Origin of the sequence: Pseudomonas sp. ADAK7 (assembly GCF_012935675.1) — a bacterium.
In the GTDB taxonomy this organism is placed as follows: Bacteria; Pseudomonadota; Gammaproteobacteria; order Pseudomonadales; family Pseudomonadaceae; genus Aquipseudomonas.
Genome location: NZ_CP052861.1, coordinates 886,753 through 911,239, shown reverse-complemented (window position 1 = coordinate 911,239; position 24,487 = coordinate 886,753). Strand labels below are relative to the sequence as shown.

Sequence of the window (24,487 nt, the reverse complement as noted above, 5' to 3'; positions counted from 1 at the left end):
AGCCATCCTGATTGGCTGGATACATCAAGAGTGAGTCTCAGCGCTTTGCGCGTATTTTTCCGTTGTCGATCGCCTGAGAAAAACCACCCCCCCATCCTGAGGAATACATTCATGTCCAAGCTGTCCCTTGTGACCCTGCCGGGCAACGCTTCGGTAGAACAGGTCGTTGAGATCATCGAGCGTGATGGCGGTGTCATCATTGCTGACTTCATGCCAGATGATGTCCTCCTTGAACTCAACGGGCAGATCGAGGCGGCGCTCGACACCTCCAGTTTCGGTCATGAAAACGTTTTCGTTGGCACATCGACCCGCCGGGCAAGCCGGTTGTTCGCGCGCTGCAAGCGCATGGTCGATGTCGTCATGCACCCCTTGTATCTGGGGGCTGCACGCAGGATCCTGCAGAAACCGGTGGATGTATGGTTCGGCCAGGAGCGGACAACCATCACCCCGCAAATTCAGATCGGTATGACCCAAGCAATCCAACTTCACCCAGGGCAGGGTAAGCAACCGCTGCATCGCGACGATACGAGCTTCCTTTGGCGTCACCCGCACTATGGCCGTGAAGCGCGGTTGCAGATCATGGTCGCGCTAACTGATTTCACCGCGGCCAACGGTGCCACTAAAGTGATTCCTGGTAGCCACAAATGGGACGACGAGCGTTGCCCCATGCCTGAAGATACTGTCGATGCTGAGATGGCTGCTGGTTCCGCGTTGTTGTTTATTGGCTCGACTTATCACGGAGGTGGCACCAACTCCACTGATAAACCCCGTACTGGATTAACCATGGCCCTCGACCTGGGCAGTGTCCGTCAGGAAGAAAATCAGTATTTGTCTGTACCGTTCGACACGCTCAAGCAGTTACCCAGCGAAGTGCAACGTCTGCTGGGGTGGGATGCGGGTGACAACTACATGGGTTGGATCGAGACGGGGGGAAAGATGGTGAGCCCACATACTTTCCTACAGGCTGATAATGTTCCTGAGGCATTGGGGTTGATCAGTACAAATCGCTGACAGACCGCTTACATACTGAAAGCCAAGACTGAATGATTGCAGTTTTGGCTTTTTTATTTTCAGAAAGTACCATTGTGCTCTGGGATGGCCTGCCACTATGTAAAAAGCATTCGAAGATGCCTGGATGATCACAAGTCCAAAGTGCGGGGAATAACTTGAACAGCATGCTCGATAGGGAACAGGGGAATGCAAGTGTAAGTTTTTTCTCAATGCAGCACACAGAGACATCTAAAAATGTCAAATGGCCAAAAAATGACCATTTGAATACAGAAGCTACTTCGATAATTTCAAGCTTGAAGCATTCCAGCCTGTGGCCGGGGGCACGCCATAACTTGAGTCAATCAGGGTGACAGCGGCGTAGCCTTGCAGCAATGCACCAACGTCTGTGTCTGTGTTTTCTTTATCTCCAGTAAATGAATATCCGATTTCATAAATTCCAGGTGCTTTTTGAGCATAGGACGTAGTGAATGAATCCTTCGTTGCGAGAGACGTATACTTGGTACCTTTCGCTTCGTGCCTTGGGTAGTTGACATTAAGTACGGTGTGTTGCGGAAGTAGGGCGTTTTGATCGGCGTTATTAATCAGTGCTCTAACAAGGTTAACCAAGTAGGAAGATGCATGGCCAAAGTCAGGCGTCTCAGTGCTGTTAACATCATAATCACCTCCGATCTCCTGGCTGATCGCAATGGCGGGAATACCTTCTTTTGCGGCTTCAAGAGCGGCACCAAATGTGCCCGAGTTGCTGACCGTTGACCCGGTATTTTGACCGGAGTTTGTCCCTGCGATCACCAGGTCTGGCTTTTTATTCTCAAACACTGAGGAAAGCCCAAACAGAACAGAATCTGCGGGAGAACCAGGAACCGCACTGCTACCTTCACCGGCGGTTGTTCCATTTTTTACAGGGCCTACTGACCATACATCCGCATTTTTATATTCTGGTGATTTGGAGAGGTCGGGATGAACAGCGGAAATTTTACCCCAATATGTCTTTCGAGCTCCTGAGCCAGACTGTCCGTTAGAAGGAGCCACCACCGTCACTATGTGGCCATCTTTAGTCAGCGCAGCGTAAGCGGCTCTAATTCCAGGTGCATTCCAGCCATCATCATTGGTTAGGAGTATGCGGAGATGCGTTGACTGAACAGCCATTTTAAGTGGCTCGGTGGCCGTCTCCGATGCCATGCTGAGGCTGGTGAACAATGTGGAGCTCAACATTGCCGACAATAGAGTTAGTTTTGTATTGTTCATTCTGATTCCTTGGGTTGGTTAGTGTTTGGTGAGGCATGATTGATAACTATGCGGGCACTGTGTTTAGTCGATGAGGTCGATAAGGGCTCACTCTCTGGCGTGCTCCCCGTTATTGTCAAACTGTTGAAATTATGTAGGGTCTGAAATTCTAAAAAAAGGCGAGAACAGGCCAAAATAAGAGATCGAAAAAGACACAGGTCGGCGCCACGAAATAGTTAACGCAGACAATTTCCAGAAACATTAAGTAACTTCTTATTTTGCTCACTACGGATAGGATTCAATTCCGGCGATGAGGGCCGTAAGGTATTGCACTTTCCCATAGCCTGGCGTTGATCCAGCCTGATTGCTCCGGAAATACTTTGCGTAGCTCACCCCAAAGTGAAAAAGAAAATCTTACAGTCGAAGGGCAACTACCAATGCCACTGACAAGCCCTGCACCGGATTAACAATGGCCCTCGACTTGGGCAATGTGCGTCAGGAAGAAAACCAGTACTTGTCTGTGCGTTTGATACGCTCAAGCAGCTGCCCAGCGAAGTGCAACGTCTGCTGGGATGGGATGCAGGTGACAACTCCACGTTTGCCATTCACCGTCTCCAGACTAGGTGTGCCACCTCGCTGGGAGGCGGCGGTAATCTCGGTGGATTGTCTTCCTTGGACGATTCCTGACACCTCCATAGCCGCGGAGCACGCCTGATTGGGCCGCTCCTCTCAGAGGAGGATATTTGGAGATGCATACTAGAACGCCATTTTTCATTCGTCCTTCATCGTGGCCAACATTGAAATTACACTCTCCAGCGCAGCAGACGGCCGTAAGCTTTGTGCTCGGTCGGATCCGTAGATCGGGAAATAATCGACACTTTTATGGCGCAAAGTAAAAAACTTTCCGGCCTGCTTCTATTTGCTTGGCTGCGATCTGGGGTTGCTGGAGCGGAACTGTGCGATTTTCAAGATATCGTTCGCCGTCACGCAGGTATTGCTTCGAAGGATCTCAGTTTTCGCCTGTGTAACACTCGGGCCTCGCGCAGTGACGTCGACGGCACCGGCTTTTTAAGAACCATCAGGGAGTTGTAAAGCTGCATTGGGGGGGGGGCTTAATGCGCATCGAGCTTTGGAGTTGCCGCGCGCAGCGCCATGCCTCCAAAGGACGTGCTCGCGTCCACATACCGAAGCGCCGACTTCACATCCTTCCACCCCACATAACTCATCAATCCTTTGATATCCCAGCCGTTAGCTGAAGCCCAAGTCGCAAATCCACGGCGCATGGAGTGACTGCTATAAAGCTCAGCCGAGACACCTGACTGCTTGAGAATACGTCGAAGTAGAGGAATCAAGCTGTTCGAGTTGATGCCGCTCTCGGCGATGTTACCCCAACGATCCACCTTCCTGAACACCGGCCCGCGCGCAATGCCGGCCACTGTGATCCAGTTGATGTAAGCCTGAACGGGACACAGCTTTTTTAGGGCAGGGGTGTGGAATGTCACTCCTAGGTGTTGTCGATCGCCTTTCGTATGAGGCAGATAGAAAGTGATACCTGGCGTGGACAGAACCAGGGGACACGGTCGATGCCGAGTCCGAGGTACCACGTAAAACCATTAACACCTATCGATCCGAGGAGAGTGGAGACGGCCCCGTCGATGTTCAACTGGCGTCCATGCACTCCGTAAAGGGCATGACTCATTCGGCGACCCTAATTGTGGAAACGTTCAGTGGGCAGCGCTTCCTGGAAATGATGCTGCCTTGGCTGGAGAGTAAGCCTCTGGTGAAGAAAGAGCAAAAAGTGACTTACCGGAAGAACAGGATGCTCATGTACGTTGGTATGACTAGGCCAACGCACCTGCTGTGCCTGGCTATTCGAAGCAGCGCGCTGGGCGAGGGGGAGGCGAGAGCTGTGCGAAAGGCAGCGCTGGAGGCGCAAGGGTGGCTGATCAATGAACTCGGAATGTTAGAGCAAACCGTATAGCTCGGCTTCCTAGATGAGTGCCCCGTCAGTATGGGCTTCGCCTGGTAAAGCAGCGTCCGAGCGTTGCGGTTTTTGTCCTGAATACGTAAAACGAGCAATGGGCTGAACGCCTTTATTCACAAGGCCTCCAGAGCGACAATCACTAGTTTGTCCTCGTTTCGCAACGGTCACAGCTGATCCAGAGCCTGGGTGAGGCTGGCAAGCCATCGGGCACTGAACGGCTAGGGTGCACCATGCAATATCCGAGTCTGAGCGCTATCAGATATTACTAACAGCTTCCGGCAGGGGTGCCCGAACCAAACCAAGGTAAGTTAGTAACTCAACTAAATAGATGTTTAGTTGAGTTGGTTGATGTTCTCCAAATAAAGACTGTTAAGGTACCTCTGGCGGTCGGTGGTGCAAAGACTATCTTCAATAGCGCAAATCACTCGTCAGACATGACGTTTCATGACGTTTCATGACGTTCTGATGAGCTCCAACCTAATCTAACAGGGAGCCAAATAATGGAAAAGCCTGTTGAAATTTGCACGTTTGAGCTCGACGTTATATTGGTAGATAAGGCGGGAAAACGCCTACCGAATCCGATGATTACGGTCGCTGTTGACAGTGAAACGCAAGTGATAATAGGGGTATACATTTCGACTGGCAAACCCCGGAGTACGGACAGCATTACGGAGCTTTGAATTCCCAGGCGCGCCAGGAGAATCAAGGGCTAACACGCAGGTTCAGTATTACTCTTTAAACTTGTTTTTTGACTTGTTAACCACCGTAGTTAACAAGTCAAAATTGTAGTTAACAACGGTATCGGACTAGTATTTTCTGAGCTTTTCGTCCAGCCAAATTCTGGCGAGCTTTCAGGGTATTTGGTGGGAGGAAAGCACCACAGGCTTCAATCGCAAGGTGGCACCGCCTAACCTGCAGCATCTGCATTTAAATCAGCCGGCGTTTGTCTTTACCACGCATAGCAGCCCTTCAAATCTGCGCACCAACCCACGCTGAACGCTTCAGATTTCACGCAGCGACGTGTTTTCGGCTGGACTCGCCGCGTAAGTAATACCGTAAACGAGCGAACTGGTCGCAAAAAAGCTCCTTCAATCAAACGAATAGGCGAATCCGCATACGATGCGCGATCACTCTCATCAAGGGCGACATTTCTGGATCCGCTGCTCATGACGTAGAATCATGAACGATGACGGTCACAAAGGCCGCGCCAGAGCCTGTAGTGCGCTGATGATTGCTGGACAAGTGATCTGCAAGCAAATCCGTGAACGTGAGGCGAAAGGCTCGATTTACACGATTACTTCCCATTTTTTTACACGTTACTTCTGAGAACTGCTGGCTTGATCTCCAGCACAAGTATTTCTGCGCAATATTCGCATTCTGTGTAGAAGGTTCAGGAACAAGAAAGGTCGCATGGGCCGCACGGAACGGGCTCTGAAGCCTGCAGAAGTAAAGTCTTTTCCTGGCAGCGAAGCACCCAAGCAAGGGATTTAGTTCTCAAAATGAAAAGAGATTACTTCCGAGAGCTGCTGCAATCTGCGGGCAACCAGGCTAATCCTGAAATACTTTGTTACGTGTAATGTATATTATGTTAAATGATATGTCTGGCTGGAACTTCCCGTGCTTGAGATTAAGACTCTGCCGTCTACCGACGCTGTTCCACCACTCAGACCGCCGAAGCAATTTTGCAGATAAAACGTGAACTAATCGCAAGATAACCTCCCTCTCAAGCGCTATCCATACATTACTTCGGGGTTTTCACGGTCGCTGCGAAAATCTGCGGTCATATCCAATTAATACTTCAGTCCCTGTGGCTCTAGCAATTTTTTACTGCTGCGACCTGTCAGACTGATTCACTATATTTTCTTTACTCGGGTCGGTGCTGCGGTTGCTGGGCTTTAGAGCTGATGGCCAATGTGGTTCGAACTGCGAACGGTGAGCAAGATCATGCAGAGTAGTTTTCAGATTTCCGGAATTCGCGTGCTTGCCGCTTGCGAAATTACTAGTCACCCTCCCCCGGGCTTCAATTGCCTGATTCGGCCGGGTGACAGCGGAAAATTTACCATCCTGGATGCCATCGAGCTTTGTCTTGGCGCCAGGCGTAGTGCTCCCTTTGGGGATACCGACCTTTACAACCTCAACGTCAATGTGCCCATCAGCATTTCAATTACGTTGGGCGACTTGCCGGACGACCTGATCAATTCGGTGCAGGCCACCATGCGCGACGCATCAAATCGGGCTAGGCTAGCTTCAAATGTCGCAAACGAAGTCAGCCAGATGGTTTCTCCTCCTACCCAAACAGCTAAATCGACACCGCCAGCCCGTAAGCCTACGGAATACTTGACCCAAGTCAAAATCGAACAGCTCAGCCAGCTCAGTATTTTCTTGCTGGCCAGGGAGGGTTTCGCCCTCAAAGATGTTCAGGCCATGCTCTCGGTCTCTGAGCTTTACTCGTCATCGAGGGTCATCGGGCGGATCGTCGGCAAGCCCATCCGAACGAGCCAACGTCAGGGTGATGACTCGAAGACAGCTCGCCTTAACGTCCAGCAGAGCGCGGTGGCCTTTCAATACGCGAAGGTTCTAGAACACGCGACGACTGTTTTTGGCACACAGCGGCTTGCCGAAGAATGGCTCGATCGACCTTGTAAGCACCTTGCAGGCAACGTCCCTCTTGATCTTATCGATAACTCTCTTGGGTTTCAGGCTGTCGAAGACTACCTGGAGCGGGTTGAGTTAGGGGTTTATCAATGACCAACGGCCTCGGATGGGTAGGCAAGAACATGGTCATACAGGCCAAAAACTCCACAGGTTCTGTGGGCAACACTGCGGTGTTGCAGGCGATCTCTGCTAAAGCGTTCTACGGCTGTGATGAGGCCATGGTTGTCACGAATTCCTACTGCTGGACGATTTCAACCAGAAGCTGATTGAAGTGTTCCAGACGCAGACAGAACGAGCGTAGGTCCGGCTGCCATTGCAGTGACCATGGCAACCGCTACGGCTATGTGCAACACGCTGCAAGGCCGCCATTCTCGGCGCCCGGATAGGCTTATGGTTGGCTCGGACTCTTTTGATCATGTGCAAGTGAAGCGGTGTCATTGGGTGAAAGCGAAGCTAATTCTATTTCAATATTTTTGAGAAGATCGGATACATTTTGCCGATTTTCTTTGTGCATATATGCAACAACCATCATGGTCAGTGGATGGACGTTGAGCACTGAGGACAACTGTTCCAGCTTTTCCAGTGTGGGGCTTTTCAGGCCTCGCTCCAAGGTGCTCAGATACGTCCGGCTGCTGATATTTGAAAAGTCTTCTTGGGTGAGCTGCTGTCGCTTACGGACCTGTTTGAGCGCAAGGCCAAACGCTGTATTGAGTTCCAATTTGCCGATTCCGCAAAAGGAACGATGAAGCGCTCTCGAAACCTATAGAGCTACAATCTATAGTGTTCATTTTGAGGTGGCTATGTTCACTACTTACCGTCATACAGAAATCGGATTGGAGCTGCCCGATGAGCTGTGCTCCGCTCCCAACCAGCAATTATGGAGCTGCGTCGAGCAGGAGTTGATCTTGCCTTGGTTCTACCTACAGGTGGTACGCCGCTATGGGCGGGAATTAAATGCCACCATGCTGATGCTATATCACGCCCATGAGCTTAAGCAGTACGTCGATTACCAGTCGAAACGAACGTGGATCGAGCAGGTGCAGTTGGTAACCCCGCCATATATGAATGGTCAAGCCAGATGGTTAATGGAGCCGCTGCAACAGGTCTCGCTCGTAGAAGCTCCCACGGATGGCGCCCATTTCCTAGTATTCAAGGTGACCAGCGGCTCTACCTATTCGTTGAGGGACGACATCGATCTCACACTCCCTGCTATGCGTGTCTTGTTCTGTGCAGAGACCGATCTTCGTCACACCAGATAGAACAGAGCGGAGGCGAGACAGCTTTGCTTCAATCATCGCCTGGTAAGCTGAAAACGGGCCCGATGAGCCCTGTTAACAAAGCGGGTTGCTCCTCGAGTCGGGCTGCTAGCACCATGTCAGCTTTGCTTGGGTAATGTCGCAAAAGAAACTTGGCATCGCGCCTTATTTTTTCGGGAAGAGATTTATCGCGGTATAGCTCAACTAAGAATTCGCGAGTCTGAATCACCGCGCGAGTGCGCTCTTCCGGCATGGTCATTTTGATCTCCCAGCAGCTTCAGCAAAAGTTTAGGGTGAAGGTTGATATAATATGCAAGCTCCACCGTACACCCGCGCCTGTCACTTACGAAAGGTGCACACCGATCAGCTTAATTCAAGCCTGATCCTCATCCTTGCTAAAGCTCTAGGTCGCAACGGGGAAACGGTATGTGTACGTTCATGTCGGTTTTTGAGGGCATAGCCACGATTGGGTGGCTCGTCCATGGCGTTTGTACGCCCGCTGCCGCCGCTGACCAAGGCAGCCATAATTCCCTCGCCATCGCGCTAGCTCCAACTGATAGGTAATGAGGTAAGGCAGGACCGCATCCATTTCGGCATTTTGCAATCTAGAAGTTTGCGAAACTCTTCATTGCTCAGCGTATCAGTGATTTTTGACAGAATCTCCTTGGACATCCCCGGCTTTCCAACGTAGTGGAGAGCCGTGAGTACTAATCCTAGATTCGTACCGGCATGCTGAAGGCGGTCTTTAGATACATGCTTGAGACGCACCAAGGCAATCCCGATTTTGATTTCGCGTGAAGAGCCGCTTGTATAATAAGTTGGTAGCACCTGCATTTGTGTGCTGAGGCCTAACCTGCGGACTGCCTCCGCTCCATGTACCTGTATCGTCTCACCGTTAGCTGTGGTGATTACCTTCATAACCGTGAGGGGGCTCGGACGTACTGGACCGATGTAGCTGTTCAACTTGGGGCGCATGTATACGCCTCGGGCCACGCGTTCTAGTAAGCCTGCGAGTACCAATTTGGAAAGTGCTTTATTGACCGCAGAGCGAGAGCCGACTGAGGCGAACTTCGTGCCGATGAAGGGCTGCCCTTTCTTCAGGCGTTTGACTCTCTGGTAGATGACATACGCAACGGACACAAATGCCTCCCCCCACTGGGAAACGTAGAGCTGACCCTTCAGTACCGGCGCACTACACGCCTATGCATTCAACTAGCCAAGCCCGCAGCGTGTGTCACTCGCTCAAGTCGTCTGATAGTCCAAATATTCTGACAGCGCAGATTGCACCAGGCCAGCATAAACGAGTCACGTGTATCAGCCTATGCCATTTTCATTTCTGCGTTTCATGAAATAAAACATGTCTGTTAGCTTAGCTGTACTATTGCAGAGCTGCCCTAGACCGTCCTCTCCCAGAAGCCTTGGCATGCTGGTGATGACGTTAGGTCGATCAACAAGCACTTACTGCCATTGTGCTGCACAACAAAACCAAAAAGGCTGGAATGCAATATCCGATAACGCGCAGACCCGGATATTGCATGGTGCACCCTAGCCGTTCAGTGCCCGATGGCTTGCCTGCCTCCCCCCAGGCTCTGGATCAGCGCGACACTTCCCTGACTGGGTTCTGCTCGGCTTGCGGCAACACCAGTTGCTGGGTAAGCACCGCCTCTTGGCTGACGGTGCCAGCGCGCAACTGCGCCTCCTGACTACCGAACATTGGCCGCCGCCGAGCGTTCGGCAGCCACCACATCGGGGCGGCGCAGGAGCAGGGTCGAAGGCAAGGTCAGCGGTGGCCGAGGCAGGACGAAGGTGAAGTCATTTCGAGATGCTACAGCAGACTCGCTCGGTGCTACGCCCACCAGCACCGCCAAGGCATGTTCGTATTGCTCGCGATCGCGCAGCGAGGTCTGCAGATCGGCAATTGAGGTAGTCAGTTGATCCTGGGCTACCAGCAGTTGGGCGTTTGTGGCAACACCCTGAGTGTACTGGGAATGGATCATGTCCAGCAGCTGCTGATTGATCTTCTGTTGCTGTTGCTACAACCGCACATCGATATTCATCTGCCGCAGCGCGAAGTAGTTACTGGCTACGCTGGAGCTGATGGACAGCCGCACCCCAGCCAGCAAGGCATCGGATTGCTGGGCCGTCGCTTGGCTCGACTCGATGCTACGGCGTACCTTGCCCCACAGGTCCGACTCCCAACTGGCGGGCAAGGTAGCGCTGACGCTGTTCTTGACCCCGCTTGAGGTGGTGTTGGTGGTGCTATCTCCGCCCTCCCCCCGCGAACCCGACAAGCCCACGCCAACCGTCTGCGACAGCCCGGCCCGACTCGACGCCACCTGCGACTTGGCCAGACTGGTCTCGGGTATTGATTCCAACGTCCAGCAGGCTCATTTTTAGTTGGTTGCGACAGGCTGAAAACGGCCAAAAGCAGACCATGGACACGCAGTTAATACGTCAGTAATGTGCAAAGTAATATGTCGCTTTCCCCCTTCTTGATGTCGCGTTTACAACGTCGATTTTTTTGGATTGCTCAAGGGGTTACGCTTAAACATGGAATGTTATGCCAAAAGCCGTTTGGCACCTAAAAGTTGAATTCAAGGAACAATAAAGTGGAAATCAAGATTGATGTATTGGGTTCTCCAACAGAAAAGGATAAAGGAGTTCTGAGTAATAGGTTTTCAGAATATCTTCGAATTCAATATCCAAATCTACCACCAGAATCGGAAGATAAAATATTTATGGTGGTTGCACACGATGAAGTAGGCGACTACATCGGTGCAATAAGCTGTAGTTGTTACTGGGATGGCTTAGAAATTGACACCTTTTGGGTTAAGGAATCTCATCGCGGTAAAAAAGTAGGATCTATGCTTTTGGAAAAAGCAGAAGCGATTGGTGCCAACAATGGGGCAGTAGTTGCATTCTTAAAAACCGTTGATGCTAAAAATTTCTATGAGCGGCATGGGTATGAGATTTATGGTGTTCTTGAGGATCGCCCAATCGGCACTAACCTGTATCATTTAAAGAAACGGCTAGTAAAACATGCATAACAACTGGTTCAAATCGTTCACTTCGCTCAATGGGACGGGCTAAAGCCCCCCCCCTTTAACCAAATGCTGGTCAGAGTCCGCTATGGGTCGGTTGCCGTCCTTCGCGACAGGCAAAGAACGGCCATTAGCAGTCATTCGTAGCAGGGGGAAATTCAACTGAGGGAGCTAGGTGGTTTCAATCAACGTGTTACGGGACTGAACCAATAGATCACCGAGATGACTGTCGCGATCCATATAATACAAAGACATAAGTGCAGAGCGACAAAGTGGTTGTCTTTCATGGGTAGATTGTAATGCTCGAGTGGACGATCAATTAGGGTCTCAAACAAAGGGCCCTCACCTTCGCGATGAGCTTTGCCCATTAAGCTTTCCGAGGTAGCCCTTGCTCCGCAACCACAGGCTGACACTGGCAAACGCTTCTGGAAATTTAGTCTCCGAAGCTAAGGCTCCAGTTTTTCGGTTTTCCGCCAGTTGGCGCTAATGAGAAGTTAATGGTTGACCAACGGTAACGTCACCACGAACTCACTCCCCTTCCCATTACCCTCGCTCGTACCGATGACCTTGCCGCCGTGTGCTTCCACCAGCTCCCGAACTACGGTCAACCCAATGCCCAAGCCGGCCCCGTTGAAACCTATGGCGTGTTCGTCCTGAACGTAAGGGTCAAAAATAAAAGGCAGTGCTTTAGCCGAGACACCGATTCCATTGTCGGAAATACTTATCTTCAAAACGTCGGCCTCTACCGTTACAGACAGCTTGATACTACCGTCGGCCGGAGTGTACTTGGCCGCATTCGCCAGTAGATTATGGAGAATTTGAGCCAGGCGTCCTGGGTCACCACTCACCATCAAGATGCCATCAGGAAGATGGGCGTCGAAATGCTGTTTTTGCTCGGTCATCACAGGGCCACACGCATCAACAGCGTCACTCAGAATTTGCAGCATGTCGACATCGCGGCGATCAATTCGCAACTTGCCCGTGCTCGCGCGGGAGACGTCAAGCAGATCGTCGACCAGTTGTGAAATATGCTGTACTTGGCTCTCGATCAACTCACGCATTCGAGGTAGCTGATCGCTAGGTAGTCGAACCATACGTTCTGCAATCATGCTGATGGGTGTTAATGGATTTCGCAGCTCATGGGCCACCATCGCAAGTACGCTTTTCTGCTGACTCAATGCACGCTCGGCTGCAGCCTGAAGGTCTTGAGCGCTGAGCGCAGCTATGACCAGCTGCGCGTTAGCCTCGCGCAGCTCCTGGTACAAACGCTGCTCCTCCAAGTGAGGGGGGGCTGCAGCATCTGATTGTGCTAGCAGAATCGCCAGCACCAACTGCTGATTGGCCTCGATCACTTGCTCGACCTGCTGGGTATCCACCAGCCGGCTACTGGCGTCGTTCAATTGTTTTTGCAGTGCTGCTAATACGGCGCGTGCTTCAACAGTTTTTTGGCCAAGCAGGAAGAGTTCGTGAGCCGCATTGGCCATCTCACGCTCATTCTTGCCTCCGGCGTTACTCATGAGTCGAGCTCAAACATTTTTATCTCCTGTGCGTACCGCTCCAAAATTCTGTTTTGTCGGTCGACCACCGAGCAGCCCCTCCTGATCTGGCAGCATTTCGCCGATCTGCAAACCGTTATTGTCGATGTGGTACTGGCGCAATTCATCGGAATGGGCGCTGGCCCGCACCTTGACCACCGCCATGATGCGCAGCAAACGGCTCTGCACTTCAATGTAGCGCTGAACGATGATGGCGTCGGTAAGAAATGCTGTGCCGTAAGGGCTGAAGCGCAAGTCGGTGTAGCGGTCTTCCAGCTCTGAGGTCATCAATACGCTGACCCCGGCGCTCGTCAAGGCAGTGACCATGCGCGACAGCGACTCGCGAAAATCTTCGCGGAAGGTCGGTGCCAGCGCCAGCTCGAAGCCAGACAACGAATCGATCACCACGCGGGTGGCTTTCAGCCGGCTGATCTCGCTGAGCAGAAAATGCACGATTTCATCGATGGACAGGTCCGGGGCGCGGCTGTCCACCAGGCCGACCTGTCCGCTCTGGATCAGGCCCGAAAGGGTGGCGTTCTGCGAGTGGTTGGGCCGTTGTTCGAACACCGCGATCACGCCGTTTTCGCCATTGCGCGCGCCTTCGGCCAGGAAGGTCGCTGCCAGAATACTTTTACCCGAGCCCGACGGCCCGGCCACCAGCAAGGAATAGCCACGGGGCAGGCCGCCACCCAGCATCTCGTCGAGCTGTGGCACGCCCATTTTCAGGCGCTTGATCGGGAATTCCAGCGGTGCTTCAACCGGGTTGAGGGTGGCGGGTGCAAAGACCTTGATCCCGGATGTGGCGATGCGGAAGGTGTGCAGCCCGGGCAGCGTCGGCTGGCCGCGCATCTTCATGATTTCCATCTTGCGCACCATCGAATTGCGCTCAACGCTTTGGCGCAGCCAGATCAGGCCGTCGGCCACGGTGAAAATCGGATTGGTGTCGGTTTCGGTGAAGTACTCACCGATCAGGAAGGTCGTGGCCTGCCAGGTGGTCATCAACATGCCCAGTTGCTGAACGAACTGCGGCAGGTTGTTGTTCGGGTTGTCCTGGGTCTGGCTGGCCAGCACCACGGAGCGGAATGAATCGACAAACACCAGCGACGGAGAGTGAGCCTCCACCTCGCTGACGATGCGCCGCAGCACCTCGTCCAGATTCCCGGCCAGGGTGTCGTCAGCCAAGTTGATATAGCGAATCGACTGGTTGATCGCTTCGCTGTCGAAAAAGTCGAATTGCTGCTGGTAACGCAGCATCTTCAGCGGCGGCTCGCCGAGCACCGTGAAAAACAGCGCCGGGCGTTCGGGTGTCGCCAGGGCGAACATCATCTGATGCGCCAGGGTGGTTTTGCCGCAGCCAGGCGGGCCTGCAATCAGGTTGAACGAAAACTCCGGCAATCCTCCTCCCAGCACCTCGTCCAGTCCTGGCACGCCGGTGGCCAGACGGTTGATAGTCACTTTGGTGCTCATGGCGAATTTTCCTGCGAAGGGGTGTCGCTCAAAGAAGGTTCCCACATGCCACGAAGCAAACGTTCGGTGAGCGAAGGCCCGATGAGCGTGGTCAGCAGCTCGTAGAAAGTGGTCAGCAACACTTCACCGAAAAACAGCGCATCGGCATTGCTTTGCTCAACGATTATGGACTTGAGGGCAGTCAGATCCATGCCGGACTGCACTTTGTCGTAGGTACGGGCCAGAAGCGGATGAGTGGAGGCGCACAGATGGAGGCTGCGGCGAAAAAGCGCGACAACCCCTTGTTTGCCGATGATGGGCGTGAGAGCCACATCCATATCACGCAAGGTTGAAATGATTGCCTGGGCGATCCTTGCGATGTCAGCGTTGGGGCCAACACGGTGCGCCAGAGAAGCTACGATCTGGCGGCTCTCTTCGCTTAGCGTGGACATGGCTGACTGATATCTGATGGACAGAGTTTGATGGTACACCCTATAGCTAGCTATCGAGCCCCAATCGGACGGAGCATTACAATTGCTGTCATTTACGTTGGCGGAATAAGTTTCTTTGCAAAACAGTTTGATCGACCGCTTTGGGTCGGTTTCAGCCGGTCGCGACAGGCAGAAGTCGGCCAAAAGCTGACGGCCGATACATGACTGCGTCAGACCAAAAGCAAGATCGAACTATCTGGGAATACACCGACTCACCGTCGCACAGGGATGAGCTGATTGGATCTCCCAACCTTATCCCGGGACTATCACCTTCACTTTTGCCCGAATCAGTCCTTCGGAGGGATAAAGAGGTTCACCCAATAAATCGAATCGCGAGTAGGATCAATCCCATACGCTGGTCAACGTTTGCACCCTTCATACTGAAGCAGCTGATAAATCTCTTCCGAATCTAAGAGCTAATAGCAATGACGCCTACGGAAAGACTTCTGCAGTGGCACGCGAAATGGAAGATTTCAGAGGATACTTTCATTTGTAGGACCTGCCACGCTGAACAGCGAGAGGCCGGGGTTGATTTCGTCCATGTGTCGGGATGCAGGGAAGCGACACTAGGAGTTCAGCCATGGCAGGCACTAGCCGAGGTCCGAGATGCATTTGCAAGCTAGTGCCCTATACTCCTCGTCAGATGAATCGCTCACTTCACGCCTCCTATCACGCCTCTAAATCACTATGGGGCCAACCCGGTAATGTTTTTGGCAGCAAGCGCTCCTGTATGTCTATGGCCTCGAGCATTTCTTTCAGCTCTAAAATTCGATTATTGAATATCTCTCGCTGTTGAGAAAATCGCTTACGTTCCTCCGATACCTCCGCAGCCAAGGAGCGTATGGCCACCCTGTGCTGAGCAGACGTATTCACCAAGGCGTAAATTCCCGACTGGGGACGTTGATCTGATTTATCTGTTAAATTTGAAATAAGAGAGGAAGACATAGCAGCCCCTATGGTTTCGTGTGTTTTCCAATAACGACCAGGTCGTTGGACCCATGTAGTCACCTAGAAAGACGGGCGATTTCATACAAGGTAGCTTTTTCCGAAGAAAAAAGGACACGCTTGTGAACGTAGGATGGAATCATTTACTTCCCGTATCAGGGGAAATTATAGTCATTGAAGACGACCCCACCCTGTGTGCGCTCATGACAGATATTTTGTCTGAAATCGGCATCGAGTCTTGCGCCTTCGGAAGCGCTGACGATGCGTTAACTTATCTTTTAGAGGCTCATGGCCACTGCCCGCTTGTGATCGTGGATCAGGGGCAACCAGGTCAGATACAAGGCGCCGAATTCATCGCAATGGTGAAGGGCAAATGGCCTAGCGTAGCTTCGATTTTAACATCGGGATATGCAATCGAAGAGGCGATGGTTCCGCCATCAACGATTTATCTGCATAAACCATGGGCGTTGGACGATCTCGTACTTGCGGTAGCGACGCTCCTCCAGCCTGGATACCCCCTCCAGAAGATCTGACCTTTCCTACAACGCTCAACATCGGCGCTGGTTTCAGTTGGGTGAATTTGAACGGCTGCTTTGGGTCGATTGCAGCTCCTAACGACAGGCAGAAATCGGCCAGCAACGGCCGCTGGAACGTCGTTTGTCGCGGATCGAGCCCAAGGTTGCGCGAATATGCTGTCAGCAATTGACTTCATCTCGCGAGACCGCCATACCTGTTTTTTCTAATTCGACGGAGGTTGATCTGACAATGGTGCGAGTGGATGCAAACCTGATAACTGACTGGCAAACATTCCACAGCGTATTCGCAGAAAAATTCGGTTTCCCTGGTTTCTACGGCCGCAATATGGACGCTTGGGTTGACTGCCTTGCATACCTCGATGACCCCAGCGCAGAAATGTCGTCTGTCCACGTTCAAAGCGGACAAACACTCTCATTGGTCATCGACAATGCCCAGAGTTTCAAGCATCGCTGTCCTGAACAATTTGAAGCTCTGGTGGAATGCGCCGCTTTTGTGAACTGGCGAGCCGTCGTTTCGGGTGGCAGCCCGATCCTGGCACTTGCTTTCAATGTCTAAGTGCTCGCGCACGTCAATCAACGGGGGTTATCAATGACTGCAATGGGAGGAAAGTCGATCGTCCTGACAGGCTGTTATCGGCCAGAAGCAGTCGGTCGTGAAGGACAGAGAACGGCCAGAAGCGGTCACTCACCTGAAATAAATTTCGATCCCAAACGGCGCCAACGCTTTAAATGAAAGGGCCGCCGTGGTGGCGGAGCGAAGCACCTGAGCTGCCTATCAGAGCGTTGTACATTGAGTACTTTGAAGGAAATATTTGAGAGCAGCCTGATAAATAGTTAATGGTTGGTTATCGGCTTCTAGTATGGCAAATGGAATCAATAATAGATGTGAAAATGATGTGGAGCTTATTGAGTAGGTTTTTTGCCTGCAAAAGCCGTGATCGTTATTTAGGGTGAAATTAAACTTAAACAGGTTTGGCCTTGTACACCAACTAGGAATCAAACCAAGACTCAAGCCAGTTAAATATTCTTGTCCGCAAGCACCGCCAAATGGAAATTCTGAGATCTTTATCTCTAACGTAGGGAGTGTCGAATCTGTAAGCTTGGAGCTAAGATCCTTTGCATTTGGAATGGTTTTTTGTGTCACTGCGTATGCGTCTTTGCCAAAGCGACTGCCTTTCAATGGGGAGTCCATTTCGTAGCTGTAGCTGGAGATAATTTCTATTATTCCGGTTTCAACGTGTTCGTTGATTGTCGGTTTGGACGCATATGATGTACAGCCAGAACAGAGTATTGCAATGCTGATAAAAATAAATCTATTAGCCATTAATTGGTGCATGCTCAGGGTTATCCGAATTATTCATTGGCCAGTTTTCTGTCGCTCGACACCTTGGCTAACATCAAGCGTCTCGCCTGTATATACAACTCTCGCTTGAAATAGCAGGGCAAACATCGCGCATGATATCTGAAGACCAAAATGCCTATGTGAGGAATCGATAGCCAATAGGATCGGTCGCCGCATTGTCAATATAAGTGAAAGTCCATTTCTAGCCGATTGGTGCCTGTCGCGATGGGCAGTTATCGACCTACAACAGACATCAATTCACGGGACACTGGTATAGATGAGCAAGGCTATGAATGCTGCGAATGGAGAGAGCAGAATCAGCCCACCGACGACAACTGCCCAGCCCCAGGCAAAACCACTCTCTCCTTTGAAACAGCCGCCACTCAGCAAGCCCAGCACAAAAACGCCAATGCGATGAGCTATCAAATCGATAATGAAGTCCATTGACCCTTTCTCCTTGTCGATTTTCCCAAGAACGTCAGGGCGTCCGCTATTGGCCGAAAGCAGCTGTTCGCGACAACCCTATGGGGGCATTGAGACTGAGCGACGGCGCTTGCCTATGCCCACGAACCTGGAAACCATAGCGCCCAATGCTGTGGCGCATGCCGAACGCTTTCAGAGACTTCGAGATGATGGTCAGGGCAGAGGTTGGAGACTGGTTTTGATAGTAGTGACCACACGGTTACGGCCTTCGTGTTTAGCGTGATATAGACGTTGATCGGCTGCACGTAAAATTGCCTCGATGGTGTCGCCGTCGCGGCCAAATTGCGATACGCCGATGCTCACTGTGACCACGGTTAACCGCTGTAGGCCATGAAAAGAATTATTTGCAACGGTGCTTCGCAGACGCTCAGCGATTACGTGCGCGCCTTCAAGTGAGGTCTGAGGTAGCAGTATCATGAATTCTTCTCCGCCTACTCGGGCTACGCCGTCATACGGCCGGATGGAATGGAGGCACTTCTTCACGAAAATCTTCAGGATGTCATCGCCAACCTGATGCCCGAAGCGATCGTTGATGGACTTGAAATTATCCAGATCGAGTGCCAACACGGAGAACGGCTCACCGCCGCGCTTAGCCCGGCCAATTTCGATTTCGACCCGTTCCATAAACCTACGCCGATTATCAGCGCCAGTCAGTGGATCGGTCGCCGCAAGGTGCCCGAGTTCTTGATTGGTGCGCTGGAGCTCCTGCAGGGCGCTCTCGGTATACGCCATCGCTTCGGCAAGACGTGCCATTAATTCCTCTTGGCTGTAAATCTTCGAGAACGACTGCGTGGTGAGGAACGCTTGCACTACCCCATAGCTCAACATGAAGAATCCACCGGCGAAGATCGCATGAGCGAGCCACCACATGTGGTTCCACGGACGGGCAAGGATGAAGGCAAGAGATGACAGCGAGAACGCAGCGACCGAGATGACAAAAATCATCATCAACGGCGAACGGATACGACGCAGCAGGAGTATCGCCACGGTCAAAGTGGAAAGAACGAGGGCACCACCTTCCATCGAGAGGCGCACCGCAAGGTTACCGGCGATCGGCGAATTTGCGACGTACGCGACTGCCACGTCAACCAACAGGAACAGTCCTATCCAGGTCAGCCACGGGCGGGACTTCATTCGTTGGTCCGCGGCATCAGGTGGGTGGTGGTACGACAGCATTCCGACTAACAGCAGAGTCGCCATGACCAGTCGAGAGGCCGGACCATAAAGCAGGAAGAGCCAGATATTGTGGTGTGCGAGCCCAGTGAACACACCATGCAACGCGTAGATCAGCACAAAACCGAGAAAGCCAAGCGTCATCCAGCGCAGCAGCGGGTCTCCCGATGACTGATAGCACCGCCACGTTACGTACGTCACAAACAACCCCTCCAAGGTGGCTGCCGTGATCGCAATGATATGGAACAGGTGGTTCTCGAATATAAGGGCGGGGTCTTGAAAGAAGTATAAGTAGACAATCAAAAAGGCCGGAACGAACGCAAATCCGACGAGCAGCAAGTGAGCGTAAACCTTGACCATGACGCGAACGGCTTCAGGTGGCTCGCCGCTGGCGATGAGATTGCTCATGGTTCCCTCCAAGATTAAATCCATTTAGCCAACACCGGTCCGGTGTTGGCTCCAAAGCCACCTACATGCCAACGGTCCCTCGCATCATCACGCAGATATGGGAGGGAACTGATCTATGGCATTTCAATTTTAGACTCCCTACCAATTTCTGCTGAAGAAGCAGGTAAAAATGTTCACGCGATCGCAATTAAATAATAACGAATGTCTCGTTATTCTCATCGTCCAAGGGTTAGCTGTCCTTTCTAAAAATCAGGTGGACACCATGGCTGGACTAACGGAGTTAGCTAGGTGACTTTGCCGGACGCATACGGGTAATTACCCCAGTCTCGCTAGACATAGGAAGATGTCTGACGGGGTAGCTTTGGGTTTTGGATTTCGGTCAGTCGTGAGAGGCAGGAATTGGCCGATCTCTGCCGGTAGTGTCCGGCAGCAACCAACCCAAATCCAACAAGGAGATGGTTCGCAAGGTATCAGACGGGGTCAGTGACATCTAGGCAACTGGGCCGATTTGGTATCGTCGCCAACAGTCAGAGGGCATCTTCGCTGCCAGATATTACCGATGGGGGGTAAGTGATCAAAGATTGGCTCTCGAAAGTGTGCACCATCATTTCCTCCGAGATAATTTGCATTGGAAAGGCGACCACAAGCCAGCTATTTTCCTCAAGCGCTGTTTAGTCTCATCAAGACCGGACCACCCGGACTCGCCCATATGTGGAAAAGCTCATTCATGCTTACAAAACCCACACCTTTTGCCGCAGTGCTGTTTGTTGGTGCCTGGTTGCTGCCGGAGCTTGGTCACAGTGCAGATATGACCTTTTCCCGTGGCGGGGTAACTCAGCCCTGCCGGGATCCGGGCACTTGCCTCGCCTGGATCAATGCGAAGGGCGAAATCACCGATAAGACAACTGCAGACTTCATGGCTTATCTAAAAACCCATCCTCACGAGCCACCGGTCATCCGGCTCGACTCTCCAGGAGGGAGCCTTCGCGGGGGGATTCAGTTCGGAGAAACCATACGCAAACTGGGATACTCAACTCAGGCAACCTTCTGTGCCTCGTCCTGTACCTATGCATTCATGGGTGGGGTAGAACGCTCCCTCGTTGGCGATGGTGCGAAGATAGGCGTCCACCGCTTCTACCGAAATTCGGCAGTATCCGAGCCTTCAACTAAGCAGTTTACGGGAGAGGATCTGGACACCACTCAGAAAACCATGGCTGGCCTAATGCTTTATGGCGTCGAGATGGGGATAGACCTGCGCTTGATTGCTATGACGGCAGAAGCGGGACCAGGAGAGATGCGCTGGGTGTCAAAGCAAGAGGCCATAGACCTGAAGCTCACTTACCAACCAAATAAATGGCTGCCCTGGCGCGTGGAAGGTGATGCGGATAAGGGTTTGTTCGTCGCTTATTCCGCAACCCAGGATAGTGCCAAAAGTATGCAGTTCAGCTGCGACAGCGATAACGCGTATTTTTCGCTGCAGGACGATCGGCAGGATGTTGCCTGGTTTCGCCAGTGTGCGGCAGTGTCCGGCATGGGGCACCCGGTTCTCGGACAGTGGGTGCCTGACAGCAATGTCAAAGTTCAACCCTGGCACGGTCAGGGCGCTGTTATCGATTTCATTCTGCCGAAGGGCAAGTTCGATTTTAGCAATCCGTCCCTATTTTCGACGTGGGACACTTACTCTATGGCGTGTCTTGACTTAGATGGTGACTATGTCGGTACGAGCGAAAAGTTCAAGACGATGGCGACGTTAGTGCTTTCGGCATGTAACCGTTGATAGCACCGTGATCAGGCGCTTGCGGCTCAGGCGTAGGTCGTTACGCCAGCAGCGATAGTCGGGCGCTCGCATTAACGCCTAACGGTCGAAAGGAATTGTATGCCCTGATTCAACGCCAAGGCGCAGTCGAATTTCAAGTAAATGGTAGTTGAACGTATAAGATTTTCAGCTGAAAAAACTGTCAGGCAATCGGCGGGCGAAAAGTCAGATCCTTGGGCTTATGTTTCACCGAAGTACCGGCTACGAACTACCTGCAAAGGCGAGTGAGGGTTATGCCAACTTATCCTACCAGATCTTGTAGGTGCCAAGGCTGAACAAGTCCTCTATAAAAAACCGCACTTCCCCCAGCCCCAAGGAACTCCCAGCCATGCACATGGAAGAGCACACGCTGAGCGCAATGAGCGACGAACTTAAACTCATGCTAGGCCGCTTTCGGCACGAACAGTTCGTCGAGAAACTCGGCTGGCGGTTGCCCGCCCATCCGCACCAGGCAGGTTGTGAATGGGATCAATACGACACCGAGCATGCCCGCTACCTCCTGGCGTTCAACGAGCACTGCGCCATCGTCGGCTGCGCCCGCCTTATACCCACCACCTTCCCCAACCTGCTGGAGGGTGTCTTCAGCCATACCTGCACAGGGGCGCCGCCCAAGGATCCTGCCATCTGGGAAATGACGCGCTTCACCACCCGCGAACCGCAATTGGCCATGCCGTTGTTCTGGAAAAGTCTCAAAACCGCTAGCCTGGCGGGCGCTGATGCCATCGTCGGAATCGTCAACAGCACGATGGAGCGTTATTACAAAATCAACGGGGTCAACTACGCGCGGCTGGGGCCGGTCACCGTGCATCATGACGAAAAAATCCTCGCCATCAAACTCTCGGCTCACCGTGAACACCACCGTGGCGCCCGCCCACCTTCAGCCTTTATGCCCGGCACATTGTTGAAAGACACGGCTTGATACCGGCCGAGTCGTCCTTTTGGTCGGCTCGGCGGTAGTCGATGAACTTCAGATATACCCTAGCGCTACGGCGTAAGACACTGCCTGCACGCGGTTGCTGGCGCCGATTTTGCGTTGGATGTTGCGGTGATGGTAATTCACGGTGTCGGTGCACACGCTCATGATCACGCCAATTTCCTCGGAGGTTTTGCCGTCGGCGGTCCAGCGCAGCACATCACACTCCCGACCGCTGAACGCCACATCCGTATTGAACACACGAACGTCGCTCTCCAGCTCAGAAATTTTCTGGTGGGCCGCTGCGGCAAACGCTTTAGTCACCGGCTTCAATACTTCGAACTCCTGAAGGCTGATGACGTTGTCCTTGCGTGCCAGGCTCAACACCCCTACCCGACCCTGGGTGTTGAACGAAGGCTGTGCCAGGCCGTGGCATAGATACGAGTCGTTAGCTTCAGACCACAAGTCCTGGCAACCGCGGAATAGCTCATTGCTCCACAAAATGGGTGCCGACGAGACTTTGCTGTGTTTCACCGTGGGGTCGATCACCGCATAGTTCGCGGCCTGATATCGCTCTATCCAGTCCTTGGGATAATTACTGTACATATAGGTCTTGGGCCGCATGAACGGCGTTGCGCTGCACATGCCATAGGCAAAAAAATCAAACCGTAGTTCACGCAAAGCCTTCAACGCGGCTGTCGTAAATTCCTGCATGTTCGTGGTTTGCGCAAAGGTGCTGTAAAAATAAGCATCCCATCCTAACAGCTGTCCTAATTCCATTTTGAACACCTCTGAAGTTGGAAAAGAGTCGTGAGACTAGACGAACCTGAACTCATGTCAATACGCAAAATCTCACTGTTATAGATTGCTTCACACTAGCACTAGATTTCTTTGTGTCTACCCAACTAACTAGCCATAGGCCATTGATAGCCTGATGATGTTAGTTGGCTATTGCCGCCTCTCAGCCGACGACTGGACCTACCCGTTCACGATAATGCAACAGTCCATCCGACGGATCACGCCCCGCCCAATCATGCCTCGATTCACTACAAGATCTGGTAGTTCCAACTTCAGGAAGTGCGGGTGTATAAAAAACACCGCTCAGCACAGCCACCCAGGTGCAAAAGTTAAGAACTGTAAATATGGCCCTGCGCAATTAACTGATTATTTACTTGATTTTCCAAAGCTTCAACTCATCTAAGGAGAACACTGCCCATGTCTACTTTGCTTCCTGCTAGCGGCTTTAAGGATCAGCTTGAACTTCGCCGAAAAAATCGCGCCACCGTCGAACAGTACATGCGCACTAACGGCAAAGATCGCCTGCGTCGCCATGAACTGTTCACCCCGAATGGCAGTGGCGGCTCCTGGAACACCGAAACCGGTGAACCCCTTGTATTCAAGGGGCACGCGAAGCTCGCCGCTCTTGGGGGGTGGTTGGAAAAGTGCTTTCCAGACTGGCAGTTTCACAACGTGCGGGTGTTTGAAACCGACAACCCCAACCACTTCTGGGTGGAAAGCGACGGCCGTGGCGAAACCCTTGTCCCGGGCTATCCGCAAGGTTATTGCGAAAACCATTACATCCATTCCTTCGAACTGGACAACGGCAAGATCACGCAAAACCGTGAGTTCATGAACCCCTTCGAACAACTTCGCGCACTGGGCATTCCCGTGCCGAAAATCAAGCGTGAAGGCATCCCCGCCTCATAAGCCCTCATCATTGGAGAGTGAACATGTCTACTAACGCAGCGCGACAAACAACCGCACACGACACCCTTGAACTGCGCCGTAAGAACCGCGCCACGGTCGAGCAATACATGCGTACCAAAGGCCAGGACCGCCTGCGCCGCCATGAACTGTTTACCGAAGACGGCTCGGGTGGTTTATGGACCACGGACACCGGCGCGCCGATTGTAATCAGTGGCAAAGCCAAGTTGGCCGAGCATGCGGTTTGGTCACTCAAGTGCTTCCCGGATTGGGAATGGTACAACGTCAAGGTATTTGAAACCGATGACCCCAACCATATCTGGGTCGAGTGCGATGGTCACGGCAAGATTCTCTTTGCGGGTTACCCCGAAGGTTATTACGAAAACCACTTCCTGCACTCCTTCGAGCTGGAGGACGGCAAAGTAAAACGTAATCGCGAGTTCATGAACGTCTTTCAACAACTGCGCGCCCTAGGCATTCCCGTCCCGCAGATCAAGCGTGAAGGCATTCCTACTTAATCCTTT

Annotated in this window: 23 protein-coding genes and 2 pseudogenes; 11 read left to right on the top strand and 14 right to left on the bottom strand. The window is 52.3% G+C overall.

Annotated features, from left to right (window positions below; all coding sequences use genetic code 11):
• Nucleotides 1-111 precede the first annotated feature (111 nt).
• The gene (locus HKK53_RS04135) at nt 112-1,011 is read left to right on the top strand and encodes a phytanoyl-CoA dioxygenase family protein (protein WP_178117440.1); all 900 of its coding nucleotides are present in this window, start codon (nt 112-114) and stop codon (nt 1,009-1,011) included.
• A gap of 273 nt (nt 1,012-1,284) precedes the next feature.
• On the opposite strand, the gene surE is transcribed toward HKK53_RS04135, so the two are convergent.
• Together surE and HKK53_RS04120 are read right to left on the bottom strand one after the other, a co-directional pair.
• Nucleotides 1,285-2,256: a 5'/3'-nucleotidase SurE gene (gene surE / locus HKK53_RS04130; RefSeq protein WP_169369656.1), complete on the bottom strand. Its 972-nt coding sequence runs from the start codon at nt 2,254-2,256 to the stop codon at nt 1,285-1,287.
• A 1,091-nt stretch (nt 2,257-3,347) separates the two neighbouring features.
• Nucleotides 3,348-3,737, bottom strand: a complete 390-nt coding sequence (locus HKK53_RS04120) for a tyrosine-type recombinase/integrase (RefSeq protein WP_237150694.1) — start codon at nt 3,735-3,737, stop codon at nt 3,348-3,350.
• Between the two features lie 2,756 nt (nt 3,738-6,493).
• On the opposite strand from HKK53_RS04120, the gene HKK53_RS04110 reads away from it, so the two are divergent.
• Entirely contained in the window at nt 6,494-6,967 is a 474-nt protein-coding gene (locus HKK53_RS04110; RefSeq protein WP_169374179.1) for an antitoxin Xre/MbcA/ParS toxin-binding domain-containing protein, read from the top strand.
• 20 nt (nt 6,968-6,987) lie between these two features.
• Nucleotides 6,988-7,175, top strand: a pseudogene (locus HKK53_RS04105) (restriction endonuclease); the annotation flags it as partial.
• A gap of 87 nt (nt 7,176-7,262) precedes the next feature.
• Here the strand turns inward: HKK53_RS04105 and HKK53_RS04100 are convergent.
• Nucleotides 7,263-7,592 (bottom strand): helix-turn-helix domain-containing protein, encoded by a 330-nt coding sequence (locus HKK53_RS04100; RefSeq protein WP_169369654.1) that lies wholly within the window; start codon nt 7,590-7,592, stop codon nt 7,263-7,265.
• 82 nt (nt 7,593-7,674) lie between these two features.
• On the opposite strand from HKK53_RS04100, the gene HKK53_RS32510 reads away from it, so the two are divergent.
• Nucleotides 7,675-8,133 (top strand): hypothetical protein, encoded by a 459-nt coding sequence (locus tag HKK53_RS32510; RefSeq protein WP_237150691.1) that lies wholly within the window; start codon nt 7,675-7,677, stop codon nt 8,131-8,133.
• A gap of 28 nt (nt 8,134-8,161) precedes the next feature.
• Here HKK53_RS32510 and HKK53_RS04090 read toward each other — a convergent pair whose 3' ends face one another.
• The 3 genes and pseudogenes from HKK53_RS04090 to HKK53_RS04085 all read right to left on the bottom strand — a co-directional run.
• Nucleotides 8,162-8,389 (bottom strand): BPSL0761 family protein, encoded by a 228-nt coding sequence (locus HKK53_RS04090; RefSeq protein ID WP_169369653.1) that lies wholly within the window; start codon nt 8,387-8,389, stop codon nt 8,162-8,164.
• Nucleotides 8,390-8,673: 284 nt separating this feature from the next.
• Nucleotides 8,674-9,270, bottom strand: coding sequence for a DUF6088 family protein (locus tag HKK53_RS32505; RefSeq protein ID WP_237150689.1), 597 nt, complete (start codon nt 9,268-9,270; stop codon nt 8,674-8,676).
• A 413-nt stretch (nt 9,271-9,683) separates the two neighbouring features.
• Nucleotides 9,684-10,481: pseudogene (locus HKK53_RS04085) on the bottom strand (TolC family protein); the annotation flags it as partial.
• A 258-nt stretch (nt 10,482-10,739) separates the two neighbouring features.
• On the opposite strand from HKK53_RS04085, the gene HKK53_RS04080 reads away from it, so the two are divergent.
• A complete protein-coding gene (locus HKK53_RS04080) occupies nt 10,740-11,177 on the top strand; it encodes a GNAT family N-acetyltransferase (protein ID WP_202027635.1) in 438 nt (145 codons plus the stop codon).
• 488 nt (nt 11,178-11,665) lie between these two features.
• Here the strand turns inward: HKK53_RS04080 and HKK53_RS04075 are convergent, their stop codons facing one another.
• The 4 genes from HKK53_RS04075 to HKK53_RS04060 all read right to left on the bottom strand — a co-directional run bounded on the left by HKK53_RS04075 (nt 11,666) and on the right by HKK53_RS04060 (nt 15,588).
• Nucleotides 11,666-12,688, bottom strand: coding sequence for a sensor histidine kinase (locus HKK53_RS04075; protein ID WP_169369652.1), 1,023 nt, complete (start codon nt 12,686-12,688; stop codon nt 11,666-11,668).
• A gap of 9 nt (nt 12,689-12,697) precedes the next feature.
• On the bottom strand, nt 12,698-14,173 hold the full coding sequence (locus HKK53_RS04070; RefSeq protein ID WP_169369651.1) for an ATPase domain-containing protein: 1,476 nt from the start codon (nt 14,171-14,173) through the stop codon (nt 12,698-12,700).
• Nucleotides 14,170-14,604, bottom strand: coding sequence for a hypothetical protein (locus HKK53_RS04065; protein WP_237150687.1), 435 nt, complete (start codon nt 14,602-14,604; stop codon nt 14,170-14,172). The genes HKK53_RS04070 and HKK53_RS04065 overlap by 4 nt, the downstream gene beginning before the upstream one ends.
• Before the next feature lie 708 nt (nt 14,605-15,312).
• A complete protein-coding gene (locus HKK53_RS04060; RefSeq protein WP_169369650.1) occupies nt 15,313-15,588 on the bottom strand; it encodes a hypothetical protein in 276 nt (91 codons plus the stop codon).
• Between the two features lie 122 nt (nt 15,589-15,710).
• Here HKK53_RS04060 and HKK53_RS04055 point away from each other — a divergent pair, with 122 nt between their 5' ends.
• Nucleotides 15,711-16,121 carry a response regulator gene (locus tag HKK53_RS04055; protein ID WP_169369649.1) on the top strand — a complete coding sequence of 137 codons (411 nt, stop codon included), beginning with the start codon at nt 15,711-15,713 and terminating at the stop codon, nt 16,119-16,121.
• 124 nt (nt 16,122-16,245) lie between these two features.
• A complete protein-coding gene (locus HKK53_RS04050; RefSeq protein WP_237150685.1) occupies nt 16,246-16,680 on the top strand; it encodes a barstar family protein in 435 nt (144 codons plus the stop codon).
• A 219-nt stretch (nt 16,681-16,899) separates the two neighbouring features.
• Here HKK53_RS04050 and HKK53_RS04045 read toward each other — a convergent pair whose 3' ends face one another.
• From HKK53_RS04045 to HKK53_RS04035, 3 genes are all read right to left on the bottom strand, one after another.
• Nucleotides 16,900-17,460, bottom strand: a complete 561-nt coding sequence (locus HKK53_RS04045; protein ID WP_169369648.1) for a hypothetical protein — start codon at nt 17,458-17,460, stop codon at nt 16,900-16,902.
• A gap of 264 nt (nt 17,461-17,724) precedes the next feature.
• Nucleotides 17,725-17,910 (bottom strand): hypothetical protein, encoded by a 186-nt coding sequence (locus tag HKK53_RS04040; protein ID WP_169369647.1) that lies wholly within the window; start codon nt 17,908-17,910, stop codon nt 17,725-17,727.
• A 192-nt stretch (nt 17,911-18,102) separates the two neighbouring features.
• Nucleotides 18,103-19,530 (bottom strand): GGDEF domain-containing protein, encoded by a 1,428-nt coding sequence (locus tag HKK53_RS04035; protein WP_169369646.1) that lies wholly within the window; start codon nt 19,528-19,530, stop codon nt 18,103-18,105.
• Nucleotides 19,531-20,257: 727 nt separating this feature from the next.
• On the opposite strand from HKK53_RS04035, the gene HKK53_RS04030 reads away from it, so the two are divergent.
• Both HKK53_RS04030 and HKK53_RS04025 read left to right on the top strand, forming a co-directional pair.
• On the top strand, nt 20,258-21,307 hold the full coding sequence (locus HKK53_RS04030; protein WP_169369645.1) for a hypothetical protein: 1,050 nt from the start codon (nt 20,258-20,260) through the stop codon (nt 21,305-21,307).
• Nucleotides 21,308-21,674: 367 nt separating this feature from the next.
• Nucleotides 21,675-22,265, top strand: coding sequence for an acyl-homoserine-lactone synthase (locus HKK53_RS04025; protein ID WP_169369644.1), 591 nt, complete (start codon nt 21,675-21,677; stop codon nt 22,263-22,265).
• Between the two features lie 48 nt (nt 22,266-22,313).
• Here the strand turns inward: HKK53_RS04025 and HKK53_RS04020 are convergent, their stop codons facing one another.
• On the bottom strand, nt 22,314-23,039 hold the full coding sequence (locus HKK53_RS04020) for an autoinducer binding domain-containing protein (RefSeq protein WP_169369643.1): 726 nt from the start codon (nt 23,037-23,039) through the stop codon (nt 22,314-22,316).
• A 435-nt stretch (nt 23,040-23,474) separates the two neighbouring features.
• Between HKK53_RS04020 and HKK53_RS04015 the strand changes: the two genes are divergently transcribed.
• The gene (locus HKK53_RS04015) at nt 23,475-23,966 is read left to right on the top strand and encodes a PhzA/PhzB family protein (protein ID WP_169369642.1); all 492 of its coding nucleotides are present in this window, start codon (nt 23,475-23,477) and stop codon (nt 23,964-23,966) included.
• Between the two features lie 23 nt (nt 23,967-23,989).
• Nucleotides 23,990-24,481, top strand: a complete 492-nt coding sequence (locus HKK53_RS04010; RefSeq protein WP_169369641.1) for a PhzA/PhzB family protein — start codon at nt 23,990-23,992, stop codon at nt 24,479-24,481.
• Nucleotides 24,482-24,487 lie beyond the last annotated feature (6 nt).

Bases quoted from the DNA above. Each gene is read 5' to 3' on its own strand.
- HKK53_RS32510 (WP_237150691.1), top strand. From the start codon at position 7,675: ATGTTCACTACTTACCGTCATACAGAAATCGGATTGGAGCTGCCCGAT.
- HKK53_RS04065 (WP_237150687.1), bottom strand. From the start codon at position 14,604: ATGTCCACGCTAAGCGAAGAGAGCCGCCAGATCGTAGCTTCTCTGGCG.
- HKK53_RS04035 (WP_169369646.1), bottom strand. From the start codon at position 19,530: ATGAGCAATCTCATCGCCAGCGGCGAGCCACCTGAAGCCGTTCGCGTC.
- HKK53_RS04020 (WP_169369643.1), bottom strand. From the start codon at position 23,039: ATGGAATTAGGACAGCTGTTAGGATGGGATGCTTATTTTTACAGCACC.
- HKK53_RS04070 (WP_169369651.1), bottom strand. From the start codon at position 14,173: ATGAGCACCAAAGTGACTATCAACCGTCTGGCCACCGGCGTGCCAGGA.
- HKK53_RS04015 (WP_169369642.1), top strand. From the start codon at position 23,475: ATGTCTACTTTGCTTCCTGCTAGCGGCTTTAAGGATCAGCTTGAACTT.
- HKK53_RS04030 (WP_169369645.1), top strand. From the start codon at position 20,258: ATGCTTACAAAACCCACACCTTTTGCCGCAGTGCTGTTTGTTGGTGCC.
- HKK53_RS04135 (WP_178117440.1), top strand. From the start codon at position 112: ATGTCCAAGCTGTCCCTTGTGACCCTGCCGGGCAACGCTTCGGTAGAA.
- HKK53_RS04045 (WP_169369648.1), bottom strand. From the start codon at position 17,460: ATGCACCAATTAATGGCTAATAGATTTATTTTTATCAGCATTGCAATA.
- HKK53_RS04010 (WP_169369641.1), top strand. From the start codon at position 23,990: ATGTCTACTAACGCAGCGCGACAAACAACCGCACACGACACCCTTGAA.
- HKK53_RS04090 (WP_169369653.1), bottom strand. From the start codon at position 8,389: ATGACCATGCCGGAAGAGCGCACTCGCGCGGTGATTCAGACTCGCGAA.
- HKK53_RS04040 (WP_169369647.1), bottom strand. From the start codon at position 17,910: ATGGACTTCATTATCGATTTGATAGCTCATCGCATTGGCGTTTTTGTG.
- HKK53_RS04060 (WP_169369650.1), bottom strand. From the start codon at position 15,588: ATGTCTTCCTCTCTTATTTCAAATTTAACAGATAAATCAGATCAACGT.
- surE (WP_169369656.1), bottom strand. From the start codon at position 2,256: ATGAACAATACAAAACTAACTCTATTGTCGGCAATGTTGAGCTCCACA.
- HKK53_RS04110 (WP_169374179.1), top strand. From the start codon at position 6,494: ATGGTTTCTCCTCCTACCCAAACAGCTAAATCGACACCGCCAGCCCGT.
- HKK53_RS04075 (WP_169369652.1), bottom strand. From the start codon at position 12,688: ATGAGTAACGCCGGAGGCAAGAATGAGCGTGAGATGGCCAATGCGGCT.
- HKK53_RS04025 (WP_169369644.1), top strand. From the start codon at position 21,675: ATGCACATGGAAGAGCACACGCTGAGCGCAATGAGCGACGAACTTAAA.